The following is a 20,331-nucleotide window of genomic DNA, read 5'->3' as shown; positions in this document are numbered from 1 at the left end:
TTCATACGGGGGCAGATGTTGGACATTCCGGCGGCCAAGACCACCAAGTCCGATACGTTCACCTTGGCGTATGACACGGAGTTTCTGAGCATTGCGTTTGCTGCGAGTCACTACTGTGTCGGCGATTACTGGGAACTGACGATCGGGACGGAGCGAGTATGTCAAACCATCTATACGAAGGAGCTTCCCGAGTCGGTTTCCATGGGTAACAGTTTCGGAATTGTCTACCCGATTCCGGCGGGAACGACCATTAAGTTTGACTTCGTAAGCGTGGTGGCTGAAGCCAAGTCGGTCTGGTACAACATCAAATTTTTGAGATAAGGAGGGTGACGATGGCACTGCAAAAACCGCAGACGAACTTTGCCGCCTTTATTGACGGAGAGTCGGAAGCACAAAATCTGATCAACACGTTGGCCGATGAGATTGTGAGTGCTGACATTCCCAGAGTAGAAGGCGGAATTGATGCAAATCGTTGGGAAAAAGTCTATGAGGCTGGCGGAGCGGAGTGGGTGACCTACAGCAAAAGTTATAATAAGGGCATTATCGGAATGTACGCGCATTCTGACGGGAATCAGTACGAAGTTTACAAAATTCCGGATTGGACTGAAGCGAAAAGTCATTCGGGTGATTCTGCCTTGGATGCCAATGGCTGCTTGTGGGAAGTGAGACAGACTTACTTTGATGAAGTAGTGGAAGGAAAGTCGAAACCAGATTCATCAAATGTTGGAAAAACTTACGGTAACTACAAGACGGGGCGTAAAATTCAGGTCGTGCAGTTCAGTTATCAAGATGTTCAAACCAATGAGACAAAGTACGTTGATATTCCTGGTTGTTTAGTAACTGTTGTTGTGGATGATTCCGTTCCAGACGGGTATAGAGCATACTTGGTACGTCAAGTGATAGGTAACCTCGATGGAACAACCAAACCGTCGAATGAATGGAACCAATTTGAGATTGTGACAGAGATGCCTACGGATTGGGCTTATGCGATCAAGCTCACACCAAAAGGGAAATTTCAATATAATTTCTCAAGAAAAGTTAATAACTATGAATATACTCCTTATTGGACATGGGCTAGTATCATTGATAGTTACTATGAACCTGTAAAGCAAATATACAAATTTGATGAATTGTATTATACAGCTGACGTTCTTAACTATGTGCCCGCGAAGGTAGTTATTAAAGGGACCCCTACAATACCCGCTGGAATTCAGGTTCGAGATTATTACGTCATGCTTGAGCAGCCTGCTTATGACTGGAACTATATCAATGTATACTATGGTGAAGGTTTCGAGGGGAGACTTGCTCAGGGAAGTCAGAGCGCAACGTATGATGGCATATGTGATCCTGATACACTAGTTATGGGAAAAATCCCTACCGTAATAGACCAGTTAAAGGCTCACTATATTTATTTATCTTGGAATGATCCAACTGCGATCAAGCCTTTTATCCCACCATCTACGAAGTGGAAGTTGGACTACGACGGGAAAACAGAAATTGTCAGCCCGGCAGCTCGCTTTTTCCATGGGCGAGATTCTACAACGTCTTGGCTGCCTAACAAAAAACGCAGACCAGACTACCTGGTAGCCTATACGCTATCGGTAAACAATGATCGGGTTATCGTTGTTCTTGAAGGTGATCCTTCACCGAATATCCATAGCTATTATCGAAGTTTTGGATACATAGGCAAAATTGTTCCGTTCAATGACTTTGACCATGGGGGGAACTTCGGGGTTACGGTAGGTATGGGTGATTTGCGGACGGATATGACAGGTTATACGAAGAAAGATATTCTAACCGACCTTAATCCGGATCTGTACGCCAAATATGGGGAGTACACTTCAAATGGCATGGATTCCATGTCTATGTTGAAGACACGCAGTAATGTCCTGTTTCAACGTTATTACCCGGCCTTTATTTCGCATCTTCCAAATTATCCTTCTGTCGGTACACTTCCTCCGGGGCTGTCCAAACTTGTTGTCGATACGGACGGTTTCCAAAAGTCCCTCTGGACAGGAAAGTATCACGCCAGTCCAATCTACCTTGTTCATCAGGCTGAGGGGTATCGGGGATATATGGATGGTGTGGTCGCGATTTACGATCATAACCTGGTCAATCGTGATGAATTAATCGTAGATACAGAGATTATGAAAGATAAGTCTAACCCTTCTCTGGGGACATGGACAGAAGTTTATAAATTTTTCAGTATCAAGAGCCCATTGAATCTGTTCAAGCATTCACCATCACCAGATGTCATCACCATTGCATTTTTGAAAGAGATAAAATAAGGAGGACTACTACACAATGGCAAACTTTAAATATGTAGAGACAATCACCACTTCCCAGGACTTGTTGACAAAACTGAAGGAGGAGGTAACGGGCTTTAAGAGCTTCCCTTTTGAGTCAACTGCGAGTGAGACCCAAGAACAAAATCTGTGGGAAGTATTCTATGAGGAAAAGGACAGCAACGATCGCGTTCAGGAACTCATCCTTCGTGGAGTTATGACGATCGGAACTCAAGCAAGTCCAATCACCAAAAAATTCTATGTTAGCTTCATCAATCATGCTTTGGTACCACGAGTCGTTGCACCTGTTCCGGCTTATGAAGAGCATAGTACGCTAACTGTACAATTGCTTGAAGGACTCGAGGGCAGTGAGCCAACTACATTACCAGTTACAACCCGACCTACCTTCAAATTGACAGGTCATCCGGTACTTTACCAATGGGCACTGGAAAACTATACACCAACGGATCGAAATAAAGAGAAACCTGTATATATGTATGTCAATGTCATGAACAACCGCTTAGCAATGGTTCTTGTTGCAGACCCTGCGGTGAACTTCCTTGATTACAAAAAATCCTTCTTGTATGCAGGTGCCTTGAAACCGTTCAAATACAACCTGAATGATGTAGACGGTAACGTGATGCTGACAGCCGGTGCCGTGATTGAGGAACCCGATATTTCTCAGATTGCCAAAACAGGAACATACTATTATGGTCAATACACTTCTGCAGGTAACAACACACTTCAGATGCTGAAAACCAAATCAGGTATTGAATTCCAGCAGCATTACCCTTCCTTTATTACACAAGCTCCACCAAAAGGTAAAGCTTATCTTGATCCGGAATTGGGGGATACAGGTCTGGAATTGGAACCACAAGGCTTCCAGGCATCGAAGTGGACTTCCAAATATCACTTGTCTCCAATCTATGTGGTCCACCCTTATGAGGGCTACCGCGGTCAATTCGATAACTGCATCGCAGTGACGAAGCATAATATCCTTCACCTTGATGAGTTGATCATTGATGTGGAAGGTAAGTCTTGGAACCAAGAAGTGTATCGTTACTTCGATACAGATACGGCACAGAACTTTATGAATCTTTCTGCCAACCAACGCATGGGCGTGGCCATTCTGAAGGAAGTCCGCTACTTGTAAGTTGAACTGAATGAAAGCTGAATCGTATAGATTCAGTGAGAGGGAACTTTCTGAGACTCCACTCAGGAGTTCCCTTTTTTTCATTGGAAGGGGGCAGTGACGTGAGTCAAGTAGTTAACCAGTACGATTTTACCGTAATAGATTATACGACAACTCAGTACGGCTACCTGTTCACTGTTGGAACTACAGGAAGCAGGCCTGAGGATTATCGATTTATATATATGCCTTACAGTCGTTATCCAAGTGTCCTGATGCTTGATTTCTATATGGCAAGATCGATTTCTCACGGGTTCAATCATCAACTTGTGGAAGCGATCCGCAAGGATCTTGAAGGAGAAGAACGGTTTATTGTGCTGGGTGATGCCAAACAGGGTAAAGAAGGCATTCTACCTAGATCCTCAGAAGGATCGGGCTCGACCACTAAGCAAGGCAATATTATGGATTTTTCATTTGAGATGGAGAGATCTGCGTTAATTGAAGCTTTGGAGGTGGATCATCGGCAAGAAGGTCATAGACTAAATGATGAGAAAGCATCAGCCGTCGATGAAGACATGACAGAAGGCTGGCGGGTGGATAACGACAAAGAGCTGAAGATTGTGCGAAATTTGGGTCTTACCCGTAACTTTGTAAAGAATTTGGACAAGCTAGAGCCCGGCAAAATCAGTTTCAGGGTGAGTGAGTTTGGGATGATTGCGGACTATGCAGATAGCGCAGAGGAAGACAGTCAATCCGAATTGGTGATTAAGGAATTAGTGCACTCCCTCAGAAATGATAAACCGGATATGGATGTGGCAGAGGTTTTCGAGGAAGTGAAGAAGATTATCGGACGATCAACGGAGAACAATTTTCTGTTGCAAGCACTGCAAGATAATCTTAGGACTACAGTACTCGGGGAAAGTATTCAGTCTCAGAAGGTAAGCAGACAAGATGTAGAACTGCTGTATCAGGACCTGCTCGGGTCAAGGGAGAGCGATAAGGAGACATATACCGAGGAAGCTACCATTATCGGAGCGAGGATTTACAATGACCAGCAGTTATCTATTTTTTCAGAAATGTCTACAGCTTTTATTCGCCGATTTCAGGAAATAAAGTATATGCATATTGATCGGACGAGCTCTCAAGGTACAAGAGTGTATAACACTTCCCAACTGGCTCTCATGCGAACGCTGGGTGGTGCTATACGAGAGACTACATTTAGTGGTATGACAACGGGGAAAATTGCTCAAGCATTCAGGGACATTGAAGAGAGTATGTTCCTGTCACAATTGAATCAAGCTACTCGTGACATTGAGTATGAGATGATGACTCATGAGAATGTACTTGCCAAACTGAAGGAGCGTCAGTACCCCACAGTTCTCCATACGGATATAAGAGGTGTACGCCAAGTCGATAAGAGACTGCACCTTCAAGATGATCTTGTTCAAAGCAGCCGTGATCGATATCGATCCGAGCTAGTACTTCGTCCAAGTGAGATTCTCTGGCATCCGATGCAAGCTCACAGAATTATAGACAAACATCCTTCAACTATAGAATCGGACATTATTTTAGCCAAAAGGGATATAGAGTCAATTACCGATGTGGAAAGGCATTTTCCATGGGCTGTTCGAGATCATGTTGAAGAGATGAACATCATGAATGATCTGACTACGGCTCAGAGAGTTTATCTGGAGAGAATGTATATTGAATATGAGCGTCCTGAGGCTCGACGGATTTATGTGGTGCAAAGTACTGTTGATCGTGATGCTGACCAGGCTTACCGCGAAAGTACAGAGTATGGTTTCGTTTTCAGAGATCTGCAAGAAAGCAGACGGATCAGCAAAATCCCAGGGTATGTAGAAAGGGAAAGTAAAATAGGTAAACGAGTATCCGTAGAGGCTCTTGAATTACTTAGCCATCTTTCTCTAGGTGAGAGGCAGAGTAAGTTCGAAACCTATATTGAGGAAAGATTTCATACTGCAAAATTAGAAAACAGGAAACTTTTCATTCCCAACATTGAGGAAAGTGCAGACAGAAAAAAATCCTTTAATGGCTATACGACAGAATTAACAACGGCAGAGAGAGCGCTGGCCCATGATTTATGGTTACCTGAGTTTGAGGAGCATCTGGCTGAGAAAGAAATGATACGTCCTTCCCTGCTCGAAAATTTAAAAACGTTTGAAAAGAACGGTAATCAGAAGCAATTGCATCTAACAGATAAACCACTTGTATCGCACCGAAATCGTAAGAAGATGGATATGGATTCCATTCTTCGGTCTATTCGAGATATAGGTCGTCCGACTATGATTCGAGACGAACTCTTGGACAAATTGGTTGGTGGAGGCTGGTTGGGGAATAAAGCGTACCCTGGATATCTGGACGAGGAATTCATTGTTGGGGAGATCTTGCAGAACAGTCCTGCTGTCATTCTGGAAATGATGATGGAGGCTGTGAATGATGATCGTGCTTCTAATTACTTTGACGAAAACTTCCTGGTTGGGGTGAGGGAACGGGTAGACGCGTTAATCGACTGTGGGATCTTGACAGCTGACAAAGAAGGATCAAGGTCAGGTATTATTTCCTTTAATTTCGAAGGTGCGAAGAACTCTCAGATTGGTGTTATTGGGACGGAACTTGCAGAAGCATCGAAACATTTGGGTGAAACAATACTTGAAGATGAATCCATATCGGCTGAAATGAACAGACGTAGGTCCACTTTAGAGGCAGACGGTTTCGAGGGAGTAAAGGTGAAGGAGAATCTGCATGGCGAAATTACGGAAGTAATTTATGGGGCAGATTTTAATACAAGGCCGGCTATGATTGAGGCGGAAGATCCATTAGGCTACTTGACTCCAGGCGGAGGATTATTTCCAGACGACCCGGCGTATCAGGGTAGTGAGGTTGAACGTAAAGGACAAGCCTCTGTCGAGTATACGACGGGAGCGAAATTTGAACGTGATGGAGATGTTCTCGATCATGGTAGCATGGGTTCCAGCGGGAATCGTGAAAGTGTACTTCATACTGAATTCAATATGGGGGGGGCTTCCCGCGACCGCTATGGAACCATCAATGAAGAATACACATTGGGTGGCACGAATTTGCGCCAGATGCTTTTGAATACAGAATATCTTATTGGAATGCCAAAGCTTCGTGAGGGATATTCGAAAGATCATGAGGCTATGGGAACAAGCCCAACAAGAGAGGCTCTATTTACTGATGAGTACTCCATAGGTACATCCAAAATTAGACAGTTGTATTTTAATGAGAGTTATTCTATTGGAATGATTGAACCACGTCAAGCTGCTATTGATATAGATTACTCTCTGGCTACATTGATATGGAGACCGTCTTTGCTTAGCAAGGATTATTCCATTGGCAGCGTAAAACCTCGAGATGGAGAAGCAGAGACTAGAAATACACTCGGTTCCTCGTGGGCAAGGGAAATTGCGATGGATATGGAGTTTAATGCAGGAATGCGCCAAACTTGGGAATCCACTTTGGAAAGCGTCGCTCCTATTGGGAACCGGGGAGATCATTATGGATTGGTGCAAAATGAGTTATTTCTGGCATTTACAGAAATGAAACCAGCTGACCATGATGATATCCTATTGGCTGATTCAATCACACGCAAGGGCCAATTGAACGTTGAAATCATTTCGGATAACATGAACAGATTGTCCTTCATGCTTGAAGAGAACTATTCCACAAGAATTATGAAAGAAGCATCAATCCATGAGGTTGAGAGTGAAGTGGTCAAATTACGCTTCAGCCAGTTGGTTGATGAGAGTATGTATGGTGGCAAAGGTATTAGGGATACGGACTTTATTGAACTGAATTATGAATCGATAAAGGGCAAAAAGGATTTGACACTGGAAGATATCTTGGTAATAGGATCGAAGGGTACACGTATAGCCTTAATTGAGGAGTCCCTACTTTCCATTCATCTGTATAGAGATGCTATAAATTTCGATAATGATGTTGTTTTTGCCTACAAAAATACTCAGGATTCTTACCTTCATGAGACAACAGAGAGCGTTAAAGAAAAGATTGCTAATCTTGAAGAACAACTGGTAGCGGACAAACCGCAATATGGTTATCTTGATCCTGTATTGCCACTGGGCGGTACAAATCTGAAGTATGGTGATGTCCCGGTGGAATCCGTGGGGGGCACGGGACTTAGCTATGGAGATATACCTATAGAAATAGTTGGCGGAACGAATTTGAAATACGGAGATGTTCCGGTTGAGATTGTAGGTGGGACAAACCTGAAGTATGGAGCGATTGAGAATTTGCTCTCAGCAGATAAGCCCCAGTATGGCAATATGGAAGAGAATCTGCTCGCTGACAAACCGCAATATGGACATTTGGAAGAAAATATTTTCGGATTGAATAATGCCAAAGATTCATTTCTTCATTCACAGCTTCTCGGCTTGAAGAACGGTAAAGAAGCTGACTTGATCCAAACTTTTGATTTAAATAAAGAGGGTAGATCAGCATTCCAGCATGACAACCTTTTCGGTAGAAAAGGTGAACGATGGGCACATACCCATGAGACGGTCGATGATGTAATAAAACTGCGAATTGGATCGTTGGATCAGGACATGTTTTACGGAAACAAAGAGCTAAAAAAATCCATCTTGGAGATGGAACTTGTTGGATTTCAATATAAGCAGCTGGACCTAATCCAAAGCGAATATGCTTATCTTAGAACAAGAGATGGTCACATTGAGGAGAATTCGTTCATCAGTTCCAGAGTTTCTTATGAGGCCTATAACCATCAATTGGATTCTGGGATGAGCCTGTTAAGAAGCGCGACTCTCGATTGGGAGCATGTCACAGCAGGAAAAATCGATCGACATGGTCATTCACATGAGCTGGAAAGTGGAGCTACAGATCAACGAGCCGGAAATCATTTCGACGGAATTTATGGGACGACACTTCAAAGGTTTGCTTTCTCAGATGATGAGGTAAGCTATGGACATAGTTCTCCATATACAAGCTACATTGTTAATGATGGCGAGACTTTTGGCAGCAAGTTGATAGACCCAGCTTATCTCAGTAAGAATGATTTTGAAGGGATAACTGAGGAACGTGAAACTAGAATAGAGAGAGATTTACCGACAGGAATAGCCAATGCTAGACTGTCTGAAATTGAGGATCCTGATCGGCTCATGGCTTCATTTGAGGAACGTTGTTCTCAAGTCATCACAGGTTTTATTTTCGCTGAAAGGCCTGAGAAGAGAGCAGAATATTTGGAACAGTTACACGCGTTTCTTCCTGAGAGAACGACTCATCTAATGGAGATATATCATGAAGCCAAGATGGAACCGCGTGATAGCTTCACACTGACTGATCATCCGGTGGCGCACCGTGAATCTACTGATGCTTACATACCGATGATGGATACGATGGCACAGGGTCTTATATTCGATTACTCAGATGATTTGCTGGATAGGGGGATGGATCCTGAAGATTGGGAGGGAGGCTTGGGCGTTCCAGAGGACTATGAACCGAATGATCCGTTCAATGTATACTATCCTTACTCCAAGGATATGGATGCGCTGGAGCTATCCCAGTCTGATGACTGGAATAAATTCGGTAAGGGCGATTGGGATCGGGACCGATTGATTGGGAAGTTTTATTCCAAAGAGGATACGAAGGACATCAGTGGATGGTATCGTAATAATTTTCTGGCAGAGACCTACAAGTTCTCCGTTGACTTCAAGGTTGATACGGACACGGATGGTGACGGTGCCGGAATTATATTCAAATACTTTGATGAAAATAATTATTGGATGTTTATGGTTCACGGAGGAGACAGTGATAACAGCCTGGATATGAGGACACCGATGCAATTATATAAAATCGTTGCTGGCAATCCAACTGCAGTAGGTTCTCCGATGCAACCGTTTAAGTGGGAGAAGAATAAATGGTATACATTGTCCGTATCAGTCATGGAAAACAAGCTCCAGATCTACACGGATTCGAAATTACAATATGATCTTACGGGCACCGATTAACTCGGTGCTCTTTTTGTCGTATAGAGAGATTGGGAGGTGATTGGTATGGGTCATACATTTGGTTTGTTCTCCAAGTCACAGAAAGGTGTATTGTTCGCGAATATGAGGGCGAAGATTGCGGACGAAAGTTACGACAACCCTAATAACCCTGCATATTTACCGCAGAGTCCCAATGCACCAAGGAGCGAAACCGATCGGCATGGTGAAGAAAATAACCCTATTCTGGGTGATCCAGGTTACGGTCAAATAGGACGATGGCAGACGGTTCAATTGGATGCGCTAGAGAACAGTATTGATCAAATCATTGAGCAGTACCTGAGAGATAAGTCATGGTATGCGAGTGTGCGCTGTCGCGAAGCGTTATGGAATATGTACCGCAGGATTGAATGGTGGGTGGAACAGCAGCAGCCTCCAGACAAAACGCAATATCAGCGGGTACTGCAAATGATTAAAGATTGTATTCGCAAGATTCTTGAAAATGCTCAGAAGCCTGGAGGCAGCCATCATGGTGTGTCATTGCCAGTCTGTCCGGCACCCTACTACCATCATTTTAGTGGGAATTACTTCAATCATTTTGATGCAACCGTATATGAGATACCGCTCTTTTCGATGAAAAAGGACATACCCTTCTCGAACAAATTTCCTGATTTCTTTAGATATGTCTCATCGACGGAGGATCAGGAATGGGTAGCTGTCCATTCCGTAGGCCGAAATGAACAATCTGGTTCAGAGATGATCTTGAAACTGGATCTAGGGCTTCTCGAGATTGGAAACTCATCCAAAATCACATTTAACTGGCGTGTGAAGCGTTATGGACAGATCAGGTTCAAGTACCTGGCTAGTGCTAAGCGCGGTAATGGCATGCTGTTCTATATTAATGGGCAGCAAGTCGGAGGCGAATGGAGTGAAAATATCGGATGGCAGGAAGCTGCATTTACACTGCAGCCAGGTCAGATGTACAAGTTTGACTGGCTGATCCGCAAAATGCGACCTGAAGTATGGCAGAACAATGGCATCTATATCAAGGATGTTGAAGTGGTTGAGATTGTGGATACACGCAAGCCGCCTGCGCCGAAGGATTACGATCTGGATGGCGAGGACGTATATGAGTATGGAAACTGGGTTGTAAGATCACCGCAAAGTGTGGCACAAGCACATTTTAAAGGACAGTTCATTACGGATGATTTGCGTAAGAAAACCATGACAATGGACCTGGATAACGAATGTGATGGTACGATTTCATTTGCTTACAAAATGGGTGTGGATGAAGAGCCGTATCCCGATCATGATTATCAATTGTTTTTTGATGATGAATTCGTTCAGCGGACCCAGCGTGGATATGGAGATCATGGTAGCTATGCTCGCTCAGTGCATGGTGTGGAATGGATACTGAATGGGGACTATTCAGAAACAGAGACCAACCAGGCTAAAATCGAATATGAAATTGTTGCAGGGCCGGATACGACGGTGGACTTAAGAGGTGCACTTGAAGTAACTTGTCCCCCGCGAGAGATTGATCATTGGGAGCCGTCTCATCGTGGACAAGGGATTGGGAAATATCAATGGTACATCTCGGGAAATCCAAGTTGGATTGATCAAGGAGATGTATTGCGTCTGGAAGAGCCAAAGGAAGGGGATATGATTGCTCAGACCTCGGTACCTTTACAGGATGAGGGGTGGTTCATATTCAGTTATAAGCACCAGTTACGGCCTACTGAAGCGTTTGAGGTAACTGTAAATGGTATGTCCGTTCATTATACAACGATGAATGGTAACGGCGAACAAGTACGTATTCCTCTGCAAGCTGGAAACAACGTAATCCAATTTCGAATCAGAGATAGTTTAACGGAAGACCCCTTTAAATATAAGTTGGACAAGTTGTTTACTTATGGTAATAACACGGGCAATACATACCGTACAACGTCTCCGCTAGGTTCATATGTTGATGTGAAACGTGGATGGGATGTAACGGATGCTGGTGCAAGGACGGAACAGAGCGGGGATACGATCACGTACAAAGCGGAGTTGAACCCTGGTGCTAAATTTAATATTAAAGAACATATGCGGATTTATCCCGCGATGGACTATAATTATGATCCAGAAACGGGTGCAAATAGAGATAAAATGGTATTTGATGAACTGTTCAATGATGAAGATAAGATTGATTCAAGATTAAGATTTATAGGAAGCTGGGATTGGAAAGAATTGATTCATGGTGATGGCGTGATGTGGGCGCAGGGACATGATCAGGAATTCATCTGCGAACTTGATGCACAACTGGATAAGCCAGGTTACATATTCTGGCAGTATGGTGGCGATTTCGATCCCGGAGAGAAATTGGAGCTTCAGGTAGATGGCGTTTCAGTCTGGACAGGAAATCAATCGAATGGAAACGATGGAACAAACTGCATGTATCCAGTTCCCTCAGGCAGTCACCGTTTTCGCTGGATTTACCGGGATGGTAAGGCATATGTGCCTAGCGACGGTAACCCAGGTGGATCTGGCAGCGGATCTGCAAATCCAGGCGGAAACGGTACCGGAAATGGTCAGTCAAATGGTTCGACTACAAATCCATTTGGAGAATTATGTTTTCCTGGTGGAATGAAAAATCATGAGATTCAGTATGGACAAAGTTCTTATTCAGGACGGTCTGACCAGACGAGTCTGTGGGGATGGAAAAATGAAGGAGCAACTTATGACGGCAGTCATAGACTTCTGGATGAAGGGAAATATATTACCCGGGATTTTTATGCTCCTCACATTGGTAAAATTGATTATGTTGAGACACTAAAGGTATATCCTATAAAGAAATTAAACAACACGGGTTTACGACCCATTCGAACTTCGGACATGATGAGACAATATTATGCCGAACCAGGTACCATTTATCAAAATAAAGAAAACAATTATTACGGATTAAATGTGAAAAGTCTATCTCCTGGGGAACCGAAAACGGAGTTTGATAGTCCACATACCAAAATGATTTTTCAACGATTTTACTGTGAAGGCGAGTTTAGCATTGATTTTAGATATATTTGTTATCTGAGAGATAAGGATCAACAAAAAGCGAGATTTAGGGTGTATTTTTATCCTGAATCTGGTACGAAACGAATAATATTAAACGAAATTAATAACAGAGGGAAAAATAACGGGAAAGTGAATTACAAGAATATAAGTGCTACTGACTGGAATACAGCAGCGACCTTTTCTGAAACAGTTACTAATTTGAAAGCAGGATATTACTATATCTGCATTGGCATTACGGATACTTTTGGTGACAGTGATCAAGATAAAGATGGTTTTCTCTACCATGCTTCTATTAAGAATCTATCCATTAAAACAAAAGACTCTGCTGGATTGAACGGCGGCAATCTGGTTTATCCTAACAGAACGGATAGTGAGACGTATGTATTGGTTGATTTGATCGATAAAACTGCAGGTTCAACGCTTTACTCCTATCGTTACCCTGCAAGTAATGGACAGATACAGACATACAATATGGATTTTACTCCTTATACAATACCTGGTAAGGCATACACAGTTCAATACAGTTTGCATAAAGCATCAGGTACAGCTGGCGGTAGTGGCTTGGATGCTGGAGGATTTACACTTAGTGGAGGACGTTTTAGAGAAACTTGGAATGCGTACTGTACAGATTCACAGGGGCGTTTGTACCTGGAAGGGCAATCACCACATCCTGGGGAGGATACATGGAATCCACCTGGCCCAGGCACGACTGCGCCAGATGGTGGCAGTCATGCCTGGCTCGACGTTATTCGATTGTACGAGAATAGAGATAGGGTTTGTCGAGGAACCAAAATTGTCATTGAAACTTATGAGGACGGTCAACTATTAATTCCACCACGACCAGTGACAAATGAAGATGATCAGATCATCTCCATTGAAGTCGAGAATACCTCAGATCAGAAAAAAAATTACGAGGTTCGCGTTCGATTCGAGCAGGACTGCCCTGGAGATGGCGCCATGATCTGGGGAGGTTCAATGCAAATTGAAGATCGTAGCAAATTAGATCCATCCTGGGCAGAAGTGACCCACTTCGAAGTTTGGAATAACAAACCAATCTGGATGGGCGGCTGCGATAACAGTAATATGCGCGTAAAAATTACACGTGAAGACGGAAAAGTATTATGGGATGAAAAGTATTACGGGGATGGGTATCAGGGCTTCGAACTGAATGATCTGGCTCCCAAGCCATATAGCAAGTATAAAGTGGAGATTACTACGGATCAAAAAGGGGAAATTAGTGACTGGACAGGAAAACGATACATGACCACCTTCCGGGTGCATGACTTCAAAGCCTACGAAAGATGGGTGTGGGTACCTGAGCCGTTTGATTGTCAGCTCGATTTCTTCATTGACGATGAGCTGATCAAAACATTCACTCAAGAGGGTGGATACTATTCCTTCTCACATCCGGTGCCCAAAGGCAAACATGAGTTCAAATGGGTGTTCACCTCACTTCAGGAAGTAGGTACACGTAGTTACGAATACGCGAACCTGGACTGGATGAAACTGACCAACTGGATCTGTGATGACGTCTATGTCATTCCTTACTGCGAAGGTGGAGGTGGAGACCAGTGTGTAGAAGCACTCATCAAGTGCTTGCTGGAAGTTTGGAAAGCAAGGCCTAAGATGTGTGTGATCGGTAAGCGGATCTGGCTATTCACGTAATGAAAGGAGGATCTTTATGGGTGTTGCAAGATTGATAGAATCAGGCAGGATTTACGAGGAAGACTTCACCAATTCCAACTCCAGCCTTGATTTTAAATGGGAAGTGCTGCCTAACGACCCTGCCCGCTTTGAAGCGGGTAGAGGTAGCTTAGTGCTGAAACATGGCTCCGATCCACTGTATATGTTCTACAAACCTTTAACGGATATCAAGCAATTCGTGATGGATGTGAGGAACAGTTACAACCCGGATACGGAGGGGTGTTATGGAGGCGTTATTGTTTTTGTGGACGAGCATAATTTCATGGAGATTGAAGAGTTTCTAGATATGTCTCTGCCAACCCCTTTGTTGAAAACCTATCCTTGGATTCGGTTAGTACGAGACTACAACTATTATACGGCATATTGGTCAGATGATGGCTTGCTGTGGAACATTATAGGTTCCGTTGAATTGGCGGGAGCGCCCAAGATTGGTCTCTATTTAAAAGGGGATGGAGATCATCCAATGCAAGTTCAGTATATTCGAATCAACAAGGGGACGTCTGTTGCCGTAGATAATCTGACCAAAGGAACTGTGGTAGATCTGATTGACAAGAATGGGATTGTGCTCGAATCAAGAGTATGTCGGTCCGAGGAAACGGTTGTGCATTTTGATATGGGACAATATTTGTATCCGTTTGAGGGGAATTTCGGGGTTAAGCTTCCTGATGGCAATCGTTTTATGGCCATGGATTCCATAAAGCTCTTTAGAGGTGACCAAATGTATTTCGAGGTTACTCCAGATTTATATTATAAAGAGTCGAATCCTGAAACCGGAGAAGATTTCGATGTCCTGCTTTACCCAAACACGGATCGTTTCCTTGGTTATTTAACAGCAGGTGGTTCCGCAACTCAAGAAGTTCGAATGGTCGCCAAAAATCCCATGCTGTCAGGAGAATTTAAGGATGTAACCTTTGCGATTACAACAGGCACGGAAAAAGTACAAATTGCGCCTGACGTTGGAGGTATCCCGGGTGCTTTCAGTTACTCAATCACGGCCTTTAGCATTTCGCCGGGAGCCTCCTATCCATTTTGGCTGCGAATGGAAAGGGAAGAATCACAAGATAGATATGCCTCCCAAGTTAAATTTTCTCTCCAAATGTATTCGACATACATCTAGCTTAATTTTAATGGAACCATTACGTATAGATTATGTAAGGCAAGAATGGAGGTGGTCAAATGTCAGTAAGAATTAACCAGTCTCATACATCGTCCGCCAGGAGTCATAGGGAACTAAGTGATATCGGAGTTAGAACGCATACTGAGATTGATTCCTATCTTGCAGAATTGGATGACGCCAGAGGTTCTGAGGTTAGTCTGGGTGATCGAATGACTCTAGTAGAAGAATCTGCAAATGTTAGCCGTGATAAGGTAATTGATCATGAGCAGAGACTAGACGATGTGGAGACTACAGTAACTTCGAACAACTCACGACTTGATGATGTTCAGCAGGACATTCTGACGGTAAGAGCAGATGTCAACGTCCTTTCGAAGAATCAGGATGATCATGAGAAAAGATTGAGTTTGGCAGAGATAGAAATTAAGGAAGCACGTGGAGAAGAGGTATCGATAAATCAACGTTTTGATACTTTGGAGAAGGTCATTGAGGTTGTATCTAAGCAGCCCATTCAGGATTTCGCCATTACGAACCCCACATATCTGAGTATGTATAACAGTGTTCAAGTTACGATTAATGCCGGGAGAGCGAGTATCAACAAGGTTATTGTAGATCAATTTTCCCAAACATTTAGCATTCCGGACATCACAGCAAATACATCTTATTATATTTTTCTGCATGAGGATGGCAGGTACTCCTATAGTATAAAAAAGGAGGAACCGCAAGATGCTATAATTATTGGTGGACTTGATGTTGGGGTATCACCAACGACTTCACTCACGGCTATGGATTTTAGATATTTCTTAACTAAGGGCTCTATCGAAAATGACATGTCTGCACTAGGAGAACGCGTAACTAGTCTGGAAACAACTGTTGGCATGCATACCACAACGATCGTTACACATGATGCAGAGATCAAAGCCATGCAAACCGAATTGGAGACCACTTCAAAAGAGGTTGTTGTTTCACGGGAAGATAAAAATGGAGTCGTCTATGATGCTCTTAAAGACAGACTCGATAACATGCAGAGCCGACTTGAATTAGCTGAAAGCCGAGGTACCATGGAACATCAATCGGTATTTCACTTCACTTCGTCTCCTAACAGTAGATTGTCGATTACCAGGGATTTTCAGGTACCTCGATACGTGATTGGTTCAAATTCCGCAGAGGTATTTCTGGACGGAATACGCATGGATGTAGGGGACGATTACATTGAATATAGCGATACGCTTATTCGGTTTAGATTTGATGTGCCTAAGGAAGCTAGAGTAACTGTCATTGGCCGAGGGTCTATCATTAACACGACTTCGGTAACGGATTATACCTACTATCCCGATGGAAAAGTACATAGAGAAAAGATTAATGGAGGAATTAATCGCACGATTGAGTACTTCTATAGCATGGATGGAAACCTCGAACGACAAGAGATTACTGAAAGTAGCGGACAGATCAAGTCCATTGAGTATCAGCGAGATCTTACAGGTAAGGTAATGAGGGAAATTAACAATGGAGCTGAGTATTACGTGCTTCAAGGGGGAGATACCTTCGATGATACGGACATCCGCAGAAGAATTGATTTTCTTGAAGGATCTGCTCTGGAACTAGATGTCGTATATAACTATTATTCAAATGGTGACATCGAGTCCGAGGAAGTGTTCTCTGTGAACGTGACACCGCAGCTTTTGAAAAGAACATCATTTACCTACAATACGGACGGTACGGTGAAGACCGAAACCTTGATTTATGACGGCCGAGGAGTTCAGAAAGCGTTTGAATATGACGCTATCGGTAATATCAAACAAGTAAAAATCAGAAAGGTTGTGATTTGAAGTGACGAGGACTGTACAGGATGTCAAATTTGCACTCCATACCATTATGGATAAGTTAGTGGGCAATCATTCGGAGCCATTCAATACAGAGGAAATCGAGATATTAATTTTTGCTTTTGAAAGCAATATTCTGTTTGATAATGTGGCACATAAGTTTTTGTCTTCGCTTAAAGGACTACCGGAAATACATGAGGCTGCTATTACTGATATGGAGTTAGAGGATAAAGCAGTAGAAGAAGAGCAGTCTTATCCAGAAAATCTCATAAAAGAGAGAAGTGACATGGTGAAAGCAATTCTTCTTACTGTAGTCAAAGAGAACATCTTTCACGATATGAAAATTAGATTAGGTGCCTAAGGAGGTAAGGTAGTTGGCTGAAAATATTTTGTTAGGTGCCCTGCGTCGTTATGAGTTCTACTCGTATTGTTCAACATTCATTAAGACCCTGTATGACACTGTAACACAGGATTTGTATGGCGACATCCACTGGGAGTGGTCTTATAGCAATAATAATACGTATGCTCAACCTAAGTCTTGGAACACAGGCAAGATTGGGGTAGCTAATTTAGGGACAATTACTGCTAAAAATATAAAAGATCCGAGTATGTTTTTTACAATTTGCATGAACTCTACTTCTTATAATTATGGAAATGATAATGGATACGGGGCTATGTCTAAGAATTATGTTCTGAGGACAGGTCTTAGAAATAACGGCGATTCAGTAGTTCCCGACTTATATACTAACTTGGGTGCAGTATCCGAAACCCCATTACATACCATGGATTCTAATTCGGTCCATGGTTATGATTACCGAAGTACTAACACTGCAGTCAACGTCTACTTAAAGTGGAGTGTTTTTATTACAGAGAATTACATTTTTCTTTATGGAGAGCCACAGTCAAACCTAAATGTAGCTTATCCATTCAGAATGTATATTGGCAGAATACAACCCTTTGAAGAAGAAGATCCGTTGATTGCCAATGACAACGTGGGCATATTTTCTCATTTTCCTCACGGTCTAATTGACAATGATGATGAACTTAAATACCGGACAGGACGCGGATATATGCGTGCTTCACGTAACGGGACACCTAATGCACTGTATCACTTTGCAACGAGTTCCCAAGTACCTTCACCAGGTGTAGGGGGAAGATTTTTCATCTCTCCATTTTATGTATGGCATGAAACAGAAGGTGCCAGAGGCGAGTTTCATGGTATAAGAACCGCAGTACTTAAGGATGCTAGCAAATACCCCGACGGATCAATTCTTGATTTGGGAGATGAAAGATATTATGTCTTCCATGCATTTGACCAAGCACATCCTGCAACGAATCAGCAGTTTTATGCAACAAACGGTACAGCTTATGCTGGCCAACCCTACTTCTTTGATTCAGCATTACTTCTCGGTGGCGGACAGCGAGTGCTGTTGTTCGAGATTGAAAAGGAGGTGTAATACATGACAATGATACGCAGACACGAGTTTACCAGTACCTTGAGTGTATTTGCTTCAACACTTGTTAGCACGTTAAAAGATGCACTCGACCCCTATTGGGATACAATATATACGGCCGAAACGACCTATGCCAACTGGGGAAATGCGCTGCTTACTAATAAAAAAAATACATCCATGCGTTTTACGATGTGTGTATGGGCGCACGCCAGAGGAGTCAATATTCGTTGGGGACTGAAGAATCTTGGAAGCAACATAGCATCGCCAGATCTATTCGTAAATCCACCATTAGACACAGATAAATTCATGTTGGAAACTCCCTTTTTGTGTCATAACGGACAGTATAATGTGAATTATAAGTGGTCTGTGATTACGAATGAAGATATCTTGTTCATCCACGGGGAGAGTCTAAACTACCCGGAACGAGCCTACCCAGTACGGATATTTCTAGGTAAATGCCAGTCATTAGAGCAAGAAGATCCGGCAATCGCGAATAAGTTCTATGGTATATTCCCACATATGCCTTTCAATACTTCGGATAACAACACGTCAGATCAATACGACACCCCAAGGGGGGTTGTAATGACTTCCCGGAATGGAGCAGAATATGCGCTATACAACTTTGGAACGGAGTCCATTCCTTCTCCAGGTGTAGGCTCAAGATACTATGTTACTCCGTTCATGGTGTACCACCCATTGGAAGGAGCGCGGGGCGAATTTAAAGGCATGCGGTCCATTGTTTTCAAAAACAGTGCGCAGCACCCGGACGGATCGATACTCGACCTTGGTAATGACGGTAAGTATTATGTGTTTCATGTCGTGGATCAAGATTATCCCAATACGGATTATGGACGGTATTACTACAATACGAATCAGGTTGCTGTGTATGGCAGGCCTAAGTTTTTTCACGGTGCCAGACTGCTTGGTGGCGGGCAAAGGGCTTTACTTTTCCAAATCTAGGAGGTGTTTATGAGGTATGGCCAATTTCTCAGGTAGAGTTAAAATGAATGAATTATTCGCAAATATGGTACAGGGGTTTAAAACGATTGCGGGTTCGCCCTGGTCGATCTTTTATGAAACAGCCAGTGTGATCGTGCTCAAATCAGTTGGTACTACAGGTACAGACAAGTTGTTCTTCCGACTCGAGGTTGGAAATACAAAGGGAACTACGGGGAACAAGCTCTCAGTGAGCGTGTGCGAAGATGTTATGGCAACAGACGGCAGCATCCCGGTGGGTAGAGCTGAAGTGAAAAAGGACTTTCTATGTCATACCAGTATTGTGGACACGAATCTATTGATCGATTATCAGGTTTCCGTCCAAGCGAACCGAATCATTATTTATTTGCAGGGTGATGTGAACTCGGTTACAGGCATCTCTAATCTAGGTTACTTCGGAATTTTGAACAGGTATGCCACAGAGGCGGATTCCTCAAGTTTGGGTGTCGGCCTCAGTTACAACGGGGATAACGGCATCCGAACGTTAAGGGATAAAGATAAACAGATGGTCAACAACATCTATGATGCTTATTCTGCAATGCTTCCGGTTAATCCAGGTTGGGGTTCTCTTTATCATCTTGCCCCGGTTATTATGTGCAATGGTGTGGAAGGACCAAGAGGTGAACTTATTGATATTTATGCAGTACCTTCTGCCGGTGTTTCCCATGGAGATGAGATCAAAGTAGGTACCAAAACATATAAGGTGTACTCGTTGTCCATCGGTGGACAGAGCTTCTTATCAGGCGCTACGGTTGCTGTCCTGATGAATTAAGGTGGTG

Annotated in this window: 11 protein-coding genes; all 11 read left to right on the top strand. The window is 43.2% G+C overall.

Annotated elements, in window-relative coordinates; genetic code table 11:
• The first annotated feature begins 18 nt into the window (after window positions 1–18).
• The 11 genes from CS562_RS21390 (at window position 19) to CS562_RS21340 (ending at window position 20,324) form a co-directional block, all read left to right on the top strand.
• Window positions 19–321, top strand: a complete 303-nt coding sequence (locus CS562_RS21390; RefSeq protein WP_257219572.1) for a hypothetical protein — start codon at window positions 19–21, stop codon at window positions 319–321.
• An 11-nt stretch (window positions 322–332) separates the two neighbouring features.
• Window positions 333–2,288 (top strand): hypothetical protein, encoded by a 1,956-nt coding sequence (locus tag CS562_RS21385; RefSeq protein WP_099858175.1) that lies wholly within the window; start codon window positions 333–335, stop codon window positions 2,286–2,288.
• Between the two features lie 16 nt (window positions 2,289–2,304).
• Complete coding sequence (locus tag CS562_RS21380) at window positions 2,305–3,438, top strand: hypothetical protein (protein WP_099858174.1); 1,134 nt, start codon at window positions 2,305–2,307, stop codon at window positions 3,436–3,438.
• 101 nt (window positions 3,439–3,539) lie between these two features.
• Window positions 3,540–9,434, top strand: coding sequence for a hypothetical protein (locus tag CS562_RS21375; RefSeq protein WP_099858173.1), 5,895 nt, complete (start codon window positions 3,540–3,542; stop codon window positions 9,432–9,434).
• 45 nt (window positions 9,435–9,479) lie between these two features.
• A complete protein-coding gene (locus CS562_RS21370; protein ID WP_099858172.1) occupies window positions 9,480–14,126 on the top strand; it encodes a hypothetical protein in 4,647 nt (1,548 codons plus the stop codon).
• A 16-nt stretch (window positions 14,127–14,142) separates the two neighbouring features.
• Complete coding sequence (locus CS562_RS21365; protein WP_099858171.1) at window positions 14,143–15,282, top strand: hypothetical protein; 1,140 nt, start codon at window positions 14,143–14,145, stop codon at window positions 15,280–15,282.
• 59 nt (window positions 15,283–15,341) lie between these two features.
• Window positions 15,342–17,108, top strand: coding sequence for a toxin-antitoxin system YwqK family antitoxin (locus CS562_RS21360; RefSeq protein WP_099858170.1), 1,767 nt, complete (start codon window positions 15,342–15,344; stop codon window positions 17,106–17,108).
• 1 nt (window position 17,109) lies between these two features.
• Entirely contained in the window at window positions 17,110–17,463 is a 354-nt protein-coding gene (locus CS562_RS21355) for a hypothetical protein (protein WP_099858169.1), read from the top strand.
• A 13-nt stretch (window positions 17,464–17,476) separates the two neighbouring features.
• Window positions 17,477–18,559: a hypothetical protein gene (locus CS562_RS21350; RefSeq protein ID WP_099858168.1), complete on the top strand. Its 1,083-nt coding sequence runs from the start codon at window positions 17,477–17,479 to the stop codon at window positions 18,557–18,559.
• Window positions 18,560–18,562: 3 nt separating this feature from the next.
• The gene (locus CS562_RS21345; protein WP_099858167.1) at window positions 18,563–19,516 is read left to right on the top strand and encodes a hypothetical protein; all 954 of its coding nucleotides are present in this window, start codon (window positions 18,563–18,565) and stop codon (window positions 19,514–19,516) included.
• A 16-nt stretch (window positions 19,517–19,532) separates the two neighbouring features.
• Entirely contained in the window at window positions 19,533–20,324 is a 792-nt protein-coding gene (locus CS562_RS21340) for a hypothetical protein (RefSeq protein WP_099858166.1), read from the top strand.
• Window positions 20,325–20,331 lie beyond the last annotated feature (7 nt).

Origin of the sequence: Paenibacillus sp. LK1, from assembly GCF_002750415.1 — a bacterium.
Taxonomy (GTDB): Bacteria; Bacillota; Bacilli; order Paenibacillales; family Paenibacillaceae; genus Paenibacillus; species Paenibacillus taichungensis.
This window is presented reverse-complemented; position numbering and strand designations above follow the sequence as displayed.

Bases quoted from the DNA above. Each gene is read 5' to 3' on its own strand.
- CS562_RS21385 (WP_099858175.1), top strand. From the start codon at position 333: ATGGCACTGCAAAAACCGCAGACGAACTTTGCCGCCTTTATTGACGGA.
- CS562_RS21380 (WP_099858174.1), top strand. From the start codon at position 2,305: ATGGCAAACTTTAAATATGTAGAGACAATCACCACTTCCCAGGACTTG.
- CS562_RS21370 (WP_099858172.1), top strand. From the start codon at position 9,480: ATGGGTCATACATTTGGTTTGTTCTCCAAGTCACAGAAAGGTGTATTG.
- CS562_RS21365 (WP_099858171.1), top strand. From the start codon at position 14,143: ATGGGTGTTGCAAGATTGATAGAATCAGGCAGGATTTACGAGGAAGAC.
- CS562_RS21360 (WP_099858170.1), top strand. From the start codon at position 15,342: ATGTCAGTAAGAATTAACCAGTCTCATACATCGTCCGCCAGGAGTCAT.
- CS562_RS21345 (WP_099858167.1), top strand. From the start codon at position 18,563: ATGACAATGATACGCAGACACGAGTTTACCAGTACCTTGAGTGTATTT.
- CS562_RS21340 (WP_099858166.1), top strand. From the start codon at position 19,533: ATGGCCAATTTCTCAGGTAGAGTTAAAATGAATGAATTATTCGCAAAT.